Raw genomic sequence first — 12918 nt, forward strand, 5'->3', positions numbered from 1 at the left:
GCGTGTTGACGGCGCGCGCCACGACGCCGGAGCTGATGGACGATGCAGCCCTTGCGCCCGATGTGTATGCGCGGGTTTTGAACGATCTGGCGCGGGTGAACACATGGACGCGGGCGCGGCCGCCGACGCTCGATTGGCTGGCGCGGGCGAGCGCGGGGCTGGACGATTATAGCCTGATCGACATCGGCTTTGGGCAGGGCGACATGCTGCGCGCCGTGGCGCGGGCGGCGGCGCGGCGGGGGCAGCGGGCGCGGCTGACGGGCTATGACCTGAACCCGAAATCTGCGGCTGTGGCGCGGGCGGCGGCGGGCAGTTTGGACATTGACTTTGTGACCGGGGATGCGCGCGCGGGGGAGCGGCCGGACTTCATCATTTCGTCGCTGGTGGCGCATCATATGGGGGACGGCGAGCTGGTGGCGTTTTTGCGCTGGATGGACGGGACGGCGCGGCGGGGCTGGCTGATCAACGATCTGCACCGGCACTGGGTGGCGCATCGGGGATACCAGCTTTTGAGTGCTGTGATGGGGGTGCATGAGATTGTGCGGCATGACGGGGCGCTCTCGGTGCGGCGCGCGTTTACGCGGGCCGAATGGGGGCGGCTGTTGGCGGCGGCGGGGGTGAAGGCGCGGGTGCGGTGGCATGTGCCGTTTCGGTTTACGGTGAGCAGCTTGTGACGCGCCGGGTGACGATAGTGGGCGGCGGGCTGGCGGGGGCGGCGGCGGCGTGTGGGCTGGGGGGCCGCGCGCTGCTGCTGGAGCGGGAGACGGGGGCGCATGACAAGATTTGCGGGGAGTTTTTGAGCCATGAGGCGGGCGACACGCTGGCGGCGCTGGGGTTTGACGCTTCACGGCTGGGGGGCGCGCCGATTGGGCGGGTGCGGCTGCACTCAGGCGCGCGGACGGCGGCGGCCGCCCTGCCCTTTGTGGCCCATGGGCTGAGCCGGCGGACGCTGGATGAGGCGCTTTTGGACCATGCGGCGGCGCGCGGCGCGGAGATCAGGCGCGGGGTGAGCGTGCGGGGGTTGGGGGACGGCACGGCGCTGACGAGCGAGGGGGAGACGGCGGCGGGGACGATCTTTCTGGCGAGCGGGAAGCATGATGTGCGGGGGACGGGGCGGGCGCGGGACGGGACGATTGACGGGCTTATTGGGTTCAAGATGTTCTTTCGTGCGCCGCCTTCGCTTGCGGCGAGGCTGGCGGGGCATGTGGATGTGACGCTGTTTGAGGGCGGCTATGCGGGGCTGCAGCCTGTGGAGGGGGGGCGGGTGAACCTGTGTCTGCTGGTGGAGCGGGCGCGGTTCAAGGCGCTGGGGGGGACATGGGACGCGCTGTTTGCGGCGCTGCTGCGCGAGCCTTCGCTGGCGGCGCTGGAGGCGGCGGAGGCGCTTTTGGCTAGGCCGCTGACGATCAGCAATGTGCCTTATGGCTATCTGGCGAAGCCGCGCGATGACGGGCTCTGGCGGCTGGGGGACCAGGCGGCGGTGATCCCGAGCTTTTGCGGGGACGGCATGGCGATGGCGCTGCACAGCGGGCATCTGGCGGCGCGGATGGTGGCCGACGGCGCGGACGCGCCGGCGTTTCAGGCGCGGCTGCGGCGGGACACGGCGCGGCAGGTAAGGCTTGCCACGACCGTGCAACACGTGGCGACGACGAAGGCAGGGCGGTTTGTGACGATGGCCGGGCTGAGCGCGGTGCCCGGCGCGATGGGGGTTTTGGCGCGGTGGACTCGGGTGGGGGGTTAGGGGCTCCGTGGGCTCGGGGCGGCGCCCCCAGACGCCGATTTTCGGATTGGCAATCTGGCGTCAGAGTTTGGGGATGCCGCAGGCGGCGAGCCAGGCGTCAATCGCGTCATAGTCTGTTGGGGGGCGGGTGCGGTCTGCGGAGTCGCCGTGGGGAATGAACAGGACCATGCCTTGCCGGGCGCGGGTCAGGAGCACACGGTAGGCGTTGCGCACATATTCTGCGGTGCTGATGCCGCTGCGGCTCTTGGGGAGCGCCTTCCAGGCGGTGCCGTGGAATTGCCTGGCCTCCCAGCCATCGGCGCGGCGAAGGTTGAGGTCCCAGGCGACGCAGGTCCAGTCGAGTTCCAGCCCTTGGACATCAAATTCGGTTGCGACATCTTCGAGCGCCGAGGAGGAACGGACATCTTCTATATCGTTCAGGAACCAGACTGGGCCGTCGATCTTGGCTTTGACGAAAAGGCCTTCGGGGCGCAGGCGCAGGGCATTGGAGGAGGCGAGCAGGCCAGAACGCTCGAGGCCGCGACGCTTTGCGCGCAACCAGGCGCGCGCGACTTTGAGCGAGCGGGTGCGGACGATGGGATATTGGTCGGGGTCCGGGCGCAGGGCAGCGGCGGCGGCGGCATCTTCGCCGAGCAGGGCGGCGACATAGTTCGACACCTTGTCAGAGCGGAAGGAGCGGACGGGCACCGCCAGATGCAGGGCTGGCTCAGGCGGCTCAGCATTTTGAGCGGCGAACCAGCGCAAGCCGGCGTCAAGGGGGCCGGTGGCTTCGAGCAGTCTAGGCGGGGCGTGGATTTTCCAATGCCGTCGCTCGGCCTGCAGGGCACGAAACCATTCGGCGATGCCGGCTTCGCCATCGTGAATCTCCTGCCCATCGCCGATCAGGCAGACGACGACGCACCAGTCTGGCCGTCGGTCCATGACCGAGAGCAGAAAGGCTGGCTCTGACTGGGAGAAATCATGGTGACCGCGTTTGGCGAGAAAGGCTGTCGCCTTTTCCTGGCCCCAGGCGCGCTGCGCTTCATCGAAAATGACCACATGCTCCGATGGGGGGCCGTGATGTTTGAGCGCCTCATCGCGAAACTTGTGGACGGCCTGAATGAGCTTGTCAGGGGAACGGCCAAGGAGATGCAGAGTCTCCTTGCTTTGCCGGGCCGTTCTGGCGCGGCGCGCCAGGTCTCGCTTGAGGGCCGTTTGTAGCACCTCAACGAGGGGCCCATTGCCGGAAAGATAAGTGGCATCTTCGCCGATATCGCGGGCTAGGCGGCCGGTGGCGATGTTGAGGCCCGCCAGCGTCTTGCCCGCACCCGGCACGCCGGTGACGAAGCAGATGGCTTTTCCGCCCTGTGCCTTGGCTCGTGCGACAACCGCTTCAATTGCTGCCGCCGTTCGGGTCAGGTTTTCGGCCCCGGCCTCGGAGCGGGAGATCTCCTTCACATCATGGCCGGCATAAAGGGCTTCTGCGGCCTCAATGATGGTCGGGGTGGGGAGATAGGCGCCGCCCGCCCAGGCATCGGCATCGATGGGCGCGCCTGTGCCGGTGGCGAGGAATTGGCTGATTGTGGGGAGGACGTCTTTGGGGGCGCATTTGAGCGGGCTGTTGACGCGGTCGGGGGCCCAGAAGCCAAGGTCGAGTTGCTGGCTTGGGGCGCGGGTCGAGATCAGGATGGGAACAATCGCCTTGTCGTGGCTCGTGGCGTGGAAGTTTTTCAGATCGAGCGCGTAGCCGTGTGCCTGCTCGGTGGCGTGGCGCGGGAAGTCACGGGCGCCGACCTTGTATTCGAGGACGAAGATGAGCGGGCCGGCGACGATCACGGCATCGGCGCGGCGCCCCATGCGCGGGATTGTGAATTCAATGAAGAAATGAGCGTGACCCAGCGCCCGCGCCAAGTCTTTGAGATGCGTCACCTCGAATTGCCAAGCGGCCTTTTGCTCCGGGTCATCGGCAAAAGTCGAGGCGCGGGCGAGCTTTCCGAGGATGTCATCATCCGACATCGCCGCCAGGACTTCACCTGGAGCATCGAAATAAGCGCGGCTCATTCATCCCTGGTGCCAGGACAAATGAGCCGCTGCAATACTCAGGGCCAGAACTTCCGTGAGGCGATGGCGGCGCCTTCGGTTAGGGCTTTCATTTTGGCCCAGACGACGGTGGGGTGGACGCCGCCGGAGCCGGCGTGGATGGAGAAGCCGCAGTCTACGCCGGCTTGGACGTTTTCGCGGCCGACGAGGTTGGCGTAGCGGGCGATGCGTTGGGCGATGAGTTCGGGGTGTTCGATGTAGGTGGACTGGCATTCGACGACGCCGGGGATGAGGACCTTGCCTTCGGGGAGTTTGGTGCTCTGGAAGACTTCGAACTCGTGGGCGTGGCGGGGGTTGGCGGCTTCGAACTGGATGGCGTGGGGGCGGGCCTGCCAGACGAGATCGATGATATCCTGCATGGGCACGTCGCAGTGATGGGGGCCGGGGTAATTGCCCCAGCAGAGGTGCATGCGCATTTGCTCGGGCGCGATGTTGCGGGTGGCGTGGTTGAGGGCGGCGATGTTGAGGGCGATCCGGTCCCGGAACTGGCTGAGGCTGAGCTCACGGAACTGGGTGTGGCGGCCCATGGCGAGATCGGGGCAATCGACCTGGAGGATGATGCCGGCCTTTGCGATGGCTTCATATTCGTGGCGCAGGCCTTCGGCGAGGGCGAAGAGATAGGCTTCGTCATCGGGGTAGTGATCATTGGCGAAGAACAGGGCTGTGACGCCGGGCGAGGCGGCGGACATGAAGGCGCGGCGGCCGGGGTGGTGGGCGAGGGCTGCGTTTAGGGTGGCGGCGTCGGTGTGGACGGCGTCCATGTCCTTGACGGTGATCGGGGCGTTGCAGGCGGGGGTCTTGCGGTGTTTGCGGCCCGTGTCGGCGAAGATGCGGTCTTTGACGCCGGGGAAGTCTTCGAGATCCTGGAAGACGTAGCTGTTGCCGGAGCCGCCGAAGCCGTTGAGACGGTCCTTGATGTAGGTGGCGTAGCTGGGCTTGGATTGTTCGCCGTCGTTGATGATGTCGAGGCCGGCAGTGGCTTGCGCTGTGACGACATCGTGCACGGCTTGTTCGATGTGGGCGGCGAGTGCGGCTTCGTCGATGCGCTCGCCTTCTTCGCAGGCGACGATGAGGGCGAGGAGATCATCGGCGCGGGGCAGGCTGCCGACATGGGTGGTGAGAAAGCGACCGGTGGTCATTGCTGGTCTCCGTCGAAGCTGATGGCGGCGGCGGCGGCGCCGGACATGATGAAGCCGATGGGGCGCTCGGCCTCTTCGTTGAGGTGGGCGATGAGGCTGGCGGTGCGGGCGAGGAGCGAGATGCCCTTCAGCGCGGGGAGCGGGAAGCCGACATCGAGCATGACGGCGGGGATGGCGCCGTTGACGTTGATGGGCAGGCTGCGGCCGTGGGTTTCGGGGAGCGCCTGCTGGATGGCGCGAAGCACGGCGATGTGGGGGCCTTCGATGCCGTGTTCGGCAGCGAGCTTGAGGAGGAGATTGGCGCGGGGATCGCCATCGCTGTGTTGGGGATGGCCGAAGCCGGGGACGGGCCTTTTATGGGCGCGGAGATCCTTGAGAAGGGCCGTGGGATCACCGCCGGCGGCGACGACCTCGGCGTAGAAGCGGCCGGCGACTTCGGCGGACCCGAGCACCACTGAGCCGCAGCCGAGCAGGCCGGCGGCGACCGCGCCGTGGAAGGCTTCGGGTGCTGCGGCGTAGGTCATGCGGGTGGCGACGACGGAGGGCACGAGGCCGTGTTCGGCGATGGCTGCGAGGACGGCATCGGCAAAGAACTTCTGGGTGGGGGTGGGCGCGGTGCCGGTGACGAGGAGCCAGAAATAGCTGGTGAAATCTAGTCTGCCGATGACATCATTGCAGAGGTCGAGGCCGCGCACGGTGATGCTGTGCGCGTCAGAGGTGCAGATGGCGGTGAAGGGGGCGTCCTGCTTGCCGATGCGCATGGAAAGTCCTTTATTTCGAAAATCGAACTTGTTTTCGTTATGCGAAAACACTAGTTTCTGTCAAGAAAATCGGGAATTGGAGGGATTATGGCGTTGCCTTTGGAGGGTGTGAAGGTTTTGGAGATGGGGACCTTCATCACGGGGCCGGCGGCGGGGATGATGCTGGCGGATTTGGGGGCCGAGGTGGTGAAGGTGGAGCAGACGGGGACGGGGGATCCGTTTCGCGCCTTTCGGGGCGGGCTCTATTCGCCGCATTTCCAGACTTATAACCGCAACAAGAAGTCGATTGCGCTGGATACACGGCAGGCGGACGATCTGGCCGCCTTTGATGCGCTGGTGGGGGAGGCGGATGTGTTTATCCAGAACTTCCGGCCCGGCGTGGCGAAGAAGATCGGCGTGGACGCGGCGCGGCTGCGTGGGCTGAACGAACGGCTGGTTTATGCCTCGATCTCGGGCTTTGGCGCGACCGGGCCGGACCGCGACCGGCCGGCCTTTGATACGGTGGCGCAGGCGGCGTCGGGCTTTCTCAGGTTGCTGCTTAATCCGGCGAAACCGCGGGTGGTGGGGCCGGCGATTGCCGATGCGATGACGGGATTTTATGCCGCGCAAGGCATTTTGGCGGCGCTGTACGAGCGCGAGCGGACCGGCAAGGGGCGGCTGGTGGAGACCTCAATGTTCGAGGCGATGGCGCATTTCAACCTGGATGACTTCACCCATCTGCTCTCCGACGATCAGCTGATGGGGCCGTATAGCCGGCCGCATGTGTCGCAATCCTATGTGTTTGAATGTGCGGACGGGAAATGGCTGGCGCTGCACATGTCGAGCCCGCCGAAATTCTGGGAGAATCTGGCGACCGCTGTGGGCCAGCCGGACATGCTGTCGCTGCCGGCGTTTGCGAGCCGCGAGGCGCGCATTGCCCATTATGAGGATGTGGTGGCCTTTCTGGCGCCGATCTTTGCCGAAAGGCCGCGCGAGGCCTGGCTGGCGCGGCTGACCGAGCTGGAGGTGCCGAGCGCGCCGGTGGCGACGAGCGCGGAGGTGCTGGAGAGCGCGCAGGCGAAGCATCTGGAGCTGATGGTGAGCGCGCCGGGGCCGATGGGCGAATACAGGACGATCCGCTCGCCGCTGAGCTTTGACGGTGAACGATCGCTCAAAGTGACCGCGCCGCCCTTGCTCGGGGCGGACAATGACGCCATTCTGAAACGGTGAGCGCGGACACCGACAAGAAGGATCCGGAATATCTGTCCACGCTCGAGCGGGGGCTGAGGGTGTTGCGCGCCTTTGATGCGACGCATCCCGAGATGGCGCTGTCGGATGTGGCGGCGGTGACCGGGCTGCCGCCGGCGGTGGCGCGGCGCTGCCTCAACACGCTGGTGGCGCTGGGCTATGTGGCGCAGTCGGGCCGGCGGTTTCTGCTGCGGCCCGAGGTCTTGTCCTTTGGCTCGGCGTTTCTGCAATCGATGAACATCGAGCGGCTGGCGGCGCCGCCGCTGCAGGGGCTGCGCGACCAGACCGGCGATTCGGCGAGCCTTGCCGTCCTGTCGGGGCGGGACATTCTTTATGTCGTGCATATTCCGACCCAGCGGCGCATCCGGCTGGGGGCAGGCGTGGGCACGCGCTTTCCGCTGCACGCGACCTCGATGGGCAAGGTGCTGCTGGCGTTCAAGGGCGTGGCGGCGACCGAGGCGTTTCTGGATGGCGGGCCGCTGGCGCGGATGACCGAGCGGACGGTGACCGACCCCATCCAGTTCCGGCAGCGGCTGGAGACGGTGCGGGCGCATTATTACGACTCCGCGCTCGACGAGCTGGATTATGGCATCGTCTCGGTGGCGGTGCCGGTGTTTGACGCGGACGAGAAGATTGTGGCGGCGATCAACTGTTCGACGATGACGACGCGGATCAGCCAGGACGAGCTGGTGCGCACGCGGCTGCCGCTGCTGCGGGAGGCGGCGCGCGCCATCGAGGATGAGCTCAGACGCTGGCCGATGCTGGCGAAATCGCTGGACGGGCGCTGAGACGATGCGCGGCTGGACGCTGCCGCTTGCCCTGTTGCTGACCACCTCCGGGGTGGCGGCGCAGGAGGTGCCCGACCCGGCCAGTTTTGTGGTGCCTGACCTTTCGGATGCCGGGACGCCGGCGGTGGTGGCGAATGGCTGGAAATATTTCGTCTTTCGCAAAGAGGGCGTGAGCTTTGCCGCGGCGCATGCCGATCTGGCTGATTGCTTCCGCTTTCTGAAGCCGACCGGCTGGGCCGATGCGCGGCTGCCGCGCTTTGTGCCGTGGCGGCGCAGCATGACGGTGGAAACGGCGACGGTCATGAGCCCCTATGGGCTGGTGGGCGACCTGATGCTGGGCGCTGTTGAGGGGACGCTGGCGCGGCGCGACCGGCAATCGCGGCTGCGGCGCTGCATGGAGCCGCGCGGCTATGTGCGGCTGGGCATTGCCGAGGCGACGTTCGAGGGGATTTTTGCATCTCCGCCCGAACAGGCGATCGGCATTTTGGCGCGCATTGCCTCGGGGCCGGATTTTGGCGGCAAGGTGCCGGAGAAATGAGAGCGGTCTGGGCCTTGTTGCTGATGGCGGCTTTGCTCGGGCCGGCCGGAGCAGCGCGGGCGGCGGGCATGATCGTGCCGGTGGCGCCTGCTGCGGCGGCGGCGCTGAAGCCCGACCGGGCGTATCTGTTGGTGCGGGCGCTGCCGGGCAGCCCCTGGCCGACGCTGCTGCGCATTCCAGATGACGCCGAGCTGGCGGCTTATGATGCGGCGCGTGCGGCCGCCTTTGCCAAGGCCGAGCCGGAGCTTCGCAAGACGCTGAAGCCCGGCGAGGCGATGCCCGGCATCGACAGCTTTGCCTTTGACCATGACGCGCCGCCCAATCTGGACCTTGCGCGGCTGAACAAGCCGCTGGAGAAGGGCGAGGGCCTTCGCACCCATTTGTTCGAGGTGCCGCCCGGCGATTATGTGATTTACGGCGTGGGCTTTGGCAATGCGCTGCACACCTGCCTGTGCCTTGGCACGCTGGGCTTTACCGCGCGGGCGGGCGAGATTCTGGACATGGGCGACTTTCTGGCGGCGCAGGCGTGGAAGGCCTCGGACGTTCCCGAGCTCGCGGGCGAGACCGGGCTGGGGGCGAGCGTGAATGGCCATGTTGCGCTCTGGGCGGCGGCGATCCGGCCGAGTGCGCCGGGCCGAGCGCTGCCTGCAGCGCTGGCGGGACGGGCCGTGGTGCCGGCGGCCTACCGGGCGGTGGGCAAGTTCGTCAGCCCGCTGGCGCTCAACATCAATCACCTGACGCCGCTTGCGGGCGTGCTCGACTATAGGGACGGGGTGGTGATTGACGGGGCGACGGGGCAGCCGGTGGCGGATGTGGGCAGCGCCGAGTAGCTGGTTTTCGGTGGGTTTCGGGTGGGTTTTTGGGGGTTTTGGGTGTTGCCCGAAAGACACGGGTGCGACCTATTGTTCGATTATCGAACTTGACTTCGCTGAGCGAAAATATCATTCCGAAGGCTGCAACGATGCCAAAGACCGGGGCTCCTGATGGGGCTGACCGGCTCGGCCTTATTCGGGGATGATTGCGATGGCTTTGACTGGCTCTGGGACTGGCTCTGGAACTCTTGTGGCGCGGCTGCTGGCCGCGAGCGCGCTGGTGATGCTGCCATTGGGCGTGGCGCAGGCGCAGGAGGCCGCACCGGCGGCTGAAAATGACGGCGAGATTATCGTCACGGCGACGCGGCGGGCGGAGAGCCTGCAGGACGTGCCGGCGTCGATCACCGCCTTCAACTCGGAGAGCATTGCCGCGGCCGGCATCGAGCGGCCGAGCGACTTCATTGGCCTGACCTCGAACGTCAACCTGATCGAGACGCAGAATGTCGGCAATGCCTTTGTCATCATTCGCGGCATCACCCAGAACCGCAACTCCGAGCCTTCGGTGGCGGTGGTCATCGACGGGGTGCAGCAGATCAACCCGGCGCAGTTCAACCAGGAGCTGGTCGACATCGAGCAGATCGAGGTTCTGAAGGGGCCGCAGGGCGCGCTTTATGGCCGCAACGCCATTGGCGGCGCGATCATCATCACCTCCAAGGCGCCGACCGATGATCTGTCGGGCAAGGTGACCGGCGGCATCGACAATGGCTTTGGCTATTATCTGCGCGGTGCGCTGTCGGGTCCGGTCGCGGACAATCTGAAGTTCCGCGTCTCGGGCAGCTGGTATGACACCGAGGGCTTCATTCCCAACACCTTCCTTGGCGAGGACGCCGACCCGGTGGAGGATCTCAACCTGCGCGCCAGCCTGCTGTGGACGCCCACGCCTGAGCTGACCTTCGACCTGCGCGGCTCGCTGGGCCGGCTGCGCACCCAGGCGCTCTATTACAACATCGTCGGCGACGTGAACGACACCTCGCTCGATGTGCGGGTGAACAACCCCGGCCAGAACGACCGCGACCTTTATAATGCGGCGCTGCGCATTACCCATGAGAGCGACATCGGCACCTTTGCGTCGGTGTCGAGCTACGACAAGGTGAGCGAGATCCTGACCGGCGATGCCTTTGACTTCCTGCCGATCGAGGACTCCTTCTTCTTCAACCTGTTCGAGGGCATTTTCGGGCCGGGCAACGGCTTTGACTTGAACCAGAGCCAGTTCCTCGAAGTCGAGGCGTTCAGCCAGGACCTGCGCTACGAATCCCCGGCTGACCGGCCGTTCCAGGTGATTGCCGGCGCCTATTTCGTTGCCACCGAGCGCTTCATCTCCACCGGCAACATGATCGATACCGGCAACGGCGCCTTCCCGGTGTTCCGCGAGCCGTCGACCAACCCGCTGAACCCGCAATTCTCCTTCCTGTCGGATGAGCAGTCGAACTTTGCCTGGGCGCTTTATGGCAACACCGTGTGGAAGGTGACCGACCAGCTGCGCATCGACGCCTCGCTGCGCTATGACCGCGACACGCGCGAGAACACGACGCTGACGCCGCCGGCGTTTCTGCCCAATGTGCCGGGCTTCCCGCCGGCGGTGACCGGCGAAGTGCGCAAGGTGACCTTTGACGCCTGGCAGCCCAAGGCGACCCTGACCTGGACGCCGGACGACGACATCACCCTTTATGGCGGCTGGTCGCGCGGCTTCCGCTCGGGTGGCTTCAACCAGACCGGCGTGGGCGCGATTGCGGCGGCCAACGGCATTGTCGGGGTGAACGATATCTTCGAGGCCGAAGTGGCCGAGACCTTTGAAGTGGGCTTCAAGAGCCGCACCGCCGACCGGCGCCTGACCTTCAACGCGGCTGCCTACACCACCAAGTCCGAGAACAGCTATTTCTTCGTCTTCCTCGCCGCCAACTCGACGCAGAACCTTGGCAATGTGCCGGAAGCGCGGCTGAAGGGCTTTGAGATTGACGCGACGCTGCGCGTGGCGACTGGTCTCGATTTCATCGTTGGCTATGGCTATACCGACAGCGCCATCAAGCGCTTCGACGACCCGGCGGTGATCGGCAACAATCTGCCGGGCGTGAGCCGCTCGACGCTCAACCTCTCGACCCAGTATCAGGGCGACATCACCGACACGCTGGGCGTGACCGCACGGCTTGATTATCGCCGCACGGGGCGGACCTGGTTCGACATCGAGAACTCGACCTCGCGCAACCCGATCGACATCTTCGATGCGCGCGTGTCGCTGAACAGCGGCGGGCTGACCTTCACGGCCTTTGCCTCCAACCTGTTCGACGAACGTTACAACGCCGAATTCTCGCCCGGCGGATTCGTGTTCAAGGGCCGGCCGCGGCGCTTTGGCGGCGAAGTGAGCTTTGCCTTTTGAGGATGGCGGGCTTCGGTGCCTCCGGCGGCGGCTATTTGGCCTCCGGCGGCTGGGGCCTTGGGCCCCAGACCCCATTTGTGGGGATGGGGACGGCGTGGGTTCGTTTTGTGCGCGTGGCGGGGTATGGATGGCCTGCGGCGCGGCGGCTGGGTTTGGCGGTGTGCCGGAAAAATACGTTCGGGGTCTGGGGCCTGAGGCCCCAGCCGCCGGAGGCCCTTTCAATTGATGGTTGAGGAGTGACCCCCATGGCGCGTGTTCTGGTGCTTTATTATTCGAGCTACGGGCATATCGAGGTGATGGCGGGGGCTGTTGCGGACGGTGTGCGCGAGGCGGGTGGCGAGGCTGTGGTGAAGCGGGTGCCGGAGCTGGTGCCGGCGGATGTGGCGGCGGCGTCGGGCATGAAGGTGGAGCAGGCGGCGGATGTGGCCACACCGGGTGAGCTTGCGGATTATGATGCGATCATCATTGGCACGCCGACGCGCTTTGGCAATATGGCGGCGCAGATGCGCAATTTTCTGGACCAGACCGGCGGGCTTTGGGCGGGGGGCAAGCTGATTGGCAAGGTGGGCAGCGCCTTTGTTTCAACGGCCAGCCAGCATGGCGGGCAGGAGACGACGCTGACCAGCATTCACACGACGCTGCTGCATCATGGCATGGTGATTGTGGGGCTGCCCTATAGCTTTGCCGGCAACGCCATCATGACCGAGGTTTCGGGCGGCACGCCTTATGGGGCGAGCACGCTGGCGGGCGCGGACGGCAGCCGGATGCCGAGCGAGAACGAGCTTGCGGGCGCGCGGTTTCAAGGGGCGCATGTGGCGGCGATTGCCGCGAAACTCTGTGGCTGAGGGAGAGGGACGATGAGCATCAAGAGACGGCCGAGCCGGCTTCATCACACGGCCTATGTGAGCAAGGACCTGGAGAAGACCCGGGCCTTTTATGAGGATGTGATCGGGCTGCCGCTGGTGGCGACCTATACCGAGAAGGACGAGCTTTTTGGCAAGGAGCGGGTCTATTGCCATTGCTTCTTCGAGCTGGCGGATGGCTCGGCGCTGGCGTTTTTCCAGTTTGCCGACCCGGCGGACCAGGCGGAATTCGGGCCGGAGATTCCGGAGAGCCCGTTCATTCATGTGGCGCTGAATGTGGATGCGGCGGCGCAGGCCGAGATCGAGGCGCGGATTGCCAGCGCAGGCATCGAGGAGCCGGACACTTATGTGCTGGAGCATGGCTATTGCCGGTCGGTCTATGTGAAGGACCCGGATGGCATGATCCTTGAGTTTACCCATGATGCCGCGGATGCGGCGGCCGGCGATGCCGAGCGGCGGGCGAGCGCGCGGGCCGAGCTGGCGCGCTGGCTGGGCGGCGACCATCGCAACAACAATCCCTATCGCCACTAGTCTCT

General features: G+C 65.9%; 12 protein-coding genes. 9 read left to right on the forward strand and 3 right to left on the reverse strand.

What is annotated here, in order from left to right:
• The first annotated feature begins 2 nt into the window (after positions 1–2).
• A complete protein-coding gene (locus ACMVO5_RS07770; RefSeq protein ID WP_416909334.1) occupies positions 3–674 on the forward strand; it encodes a methyltransferase domain-containing protein in 672 nt (223 codons plus the stop codon).
• Positions 635–1741, forward strand: a complete 1107-nt coding sequence (locus ACMVO5_RS07775) for an NAD(P)/FAD-dependent oxidoreductase (protein ID WP_416906953.1) — start codon at positions 635–637, stop codon at positions 1739–1741. Before ACMVO5_RS07770 ends, ACMVO5_RS07775 begins: the two co-directional genes overlap by 40 nt.
• Positions 1742–1801: 60 nt before the next feature.
• Here the strand turns inward: ACMVO5_RS07775 and ACMVO5_RS07780 are convergent, their stop codons facing one another.
• The 3 genes from ACMVO5_RS07780 to ACMVO5_RS07790 are packed head-to-tail and all read right to left on the reverse strand — an operon-like array spanning position 1802 to position 5720.
• Positions 1802–3781: a DNA/RNA helicase domain-containing protein gene (locus ACMVO5_RS07780; RefSeq protein WP_416906954.1), complete on the reverse strand. Its 1980-nt coding sequence runs from the start codon at positions 3779–3781 to the stop codon at positions 1802–1804.
• Between the two features lie 38 nt (positions 3782–3819).
• Complete coding sequence (locus tag ACMVO5_RS07785) at positions 3820–4959, reverse strand: cobalamin-independent methionine synthase II family protein (RefSeq protein ID WP_416906955.1); 1140 nt, start codon at positions 4957–4959, stop codon at positions 3820–3822.
• Positions 4956–5720: a citryl-CoA lyase gene (locus ACMVO5_RS07790; RefSeq protein ID WP_416906956.1), complete on the reverse strand. Its 765-nt coding sequence runs from the start codon at positions 5718–5720 to the stop codon at positions 4956–4958. Before ACMVO5_RS07790 ends, ACMVO5_RS07785 begins: the two co-directional genes overlap by 4 nt.
• An 87-nt stretch (positions 5721–5807) precedes the next feature.
• Between ACMVO5_RS07790 and ACMVO5_RS07795 the strand changes: the two genes are divergently transcribed.
• The 7 genes from ACMVO5_RS07795 to ACMVO5_RS07825 all read left to right on the forward strand — a co-directional run bounded on the left by ACMVO5_RS07795 (position 5808) and on the right by ACMVO5_RS07825 (position 12913).
• Positions 5808–6929 (forward strand): CaiB/BaiF CoA transferase family protein, encoded by a 1122-nt coding sequence (locus ACMVO5_RS07795; protein WP_416906957.1) that lies wholly within the window; start codon positions 5808–5810, stop codon positions 6927–6929.
• Positions 6926–7735, forward strand: coding sequence for an IclR family transcriptional regulator domain-containing protein (locus ACMVO5_RS07800; RefSeq protein ID WP_416906958.1), 810 nt, complete (start codon positions 6926–6928; stop codon positions 7733–7735). The genes ACMVO5_RS07795 and ACMVO5_RS07800 overlap by 4 nt, the downstream gene beginning before the upstream one ends.
• Positions 7736–7739: 4 nt before the next feature.
• Positions 7740–8273 carry a hypothetical protein gene (locus tag ACMVO5_RS07805; protein ID WP_416906959.1) on the forward strand — a complete coding sequence of 178 codons (534 nt, stop codon included), beginning with the start codon at positions 7740–7742 and terminating at the stop codon, positions 8271–8273.
• The gene (locus ACMVO5_RS07810; RefSeq protein WP_416906960.1) at positions 8270–9103 is read left to right on the forward strand and encodes a hypothetical protein; all 834 of its coding nucleotides are present in this window, start codon (positions 8270–8272) and stop codon (positions 9101–9103) included. The genes ACMVO5_RS07805 and ACMVO5_RS07810 overlap by 4 nt, the downstream gene beginning before the upstream one ends.
• A 232-nt stretch (positions 9104–9335) precedes the next feature.
• Positions 9336–11519, forward strand: a complete 2184-nt coding sequence (locus ACMVO5_RS07815) for a TonB-dependent receptor (protein ID WP_416906961.1) — start codon at positions 9336–9338, stop codon at positions 11517–11519.
• Positions 11520–11764: 245 nt separating this feature from the next.
• Positions 11765–12364 (forward strand): NAD(P)H:quinone oxidoreductase, encoded by a 600-nt coding sequence (wrbA, locus tag ACMVO5_RS07820; protein WP_416906962.1) that lies wholly within the window; start codon positions 11765–11767, stop codon positions 12362–12364.
• A 12-nt stretch (positions 12365–12376) separates the two neighbouring features.
• Complete coding sequence (locus ACMVO5_RS07825; RefSeq protein ID WP_416906963.1) at positions 12377–12913, forward strand: VOC family protein; 537 nt, start codon at positions 12377–12379, stop codon at positions 12911–12913.
• The last annotated feature ends 5 nt before the right edge of the window (positions 12914–12918 follow it).

Origin of the sequence: Polymorphobacter sp. (assembly GCF_048007885.1) — a bacterium.
GTDB lineage: Bacteria > Pseudomonadota > Alphaproteobacteria > Sphingomonadales > Sphingomonadaceae > Sandarakinorhabdus.

What these genes read in the sequence shown, in the direction of transcription:
- ACMVO5_RS07780 (WP_416906954.1), bottom strand. Translation starts at nt 3,781, where the DNA reads ATGAGCCGCGCTTATTTCGATGCTCCAGGTGAAGTCCTGGCGGCGATG.
- ACMVO5_RS07785 (WP_416906955.1), bottom strand. Translation starts at nt 4,959, where the DNA reads ATGACCACCGGTCGCTTTCTCACCACCCATGTCGGCAGCCTGCCCCGC.
- ACMVO5_RS07790 (WP_416906956.1), bottom strand. Translation starts at nt 5,720, where the DNA reads ATGCGCATCGGCAAGCAGGACGCCCCCTTCACCGCCATCTGCACCTCT.
- ACMVO5_RS07795 (WP_416906957.1), top strand. Translation starts at nt 5,808, where the DNA reads ATGGCGTTGCCTTTGGAGGGTGTGAAGGTTTTGGAGATGGGGACCTTC.
- ACMVO5_RS07805 (WP_416906959.1), top strand. Translation starts at nt 7,740, where the DNA reads ATGCGCGGCTGGACGCTGCCGCTTGCCCTGTTGCTGACCACCTCCGGG.
- ACMVO5_RS07810 (WP_416906960.1), top strand. Translation starts at nt 8,270, where the DNA reads ATGAGAGCGGTCTGGGCCTTGTTGCTGATGGCGGCTTTGCTCGGGCCG.
- wrbA (WP_416906962.1), top strand. Translation starts at nt 11,765, where the DNA reads ATGGCGCGTGTTCTGGTGCTTTATTATTCGAGCTACGGGCATATCGAG.
- ACMVO5_RS07825 (WP_416906963.1), top strand. Translation starts at nt 12,377, where the DNA reads ATGAGCATCAAGAGACGGCCGAGCCGGCTTCATCACACGGCCTATGTG.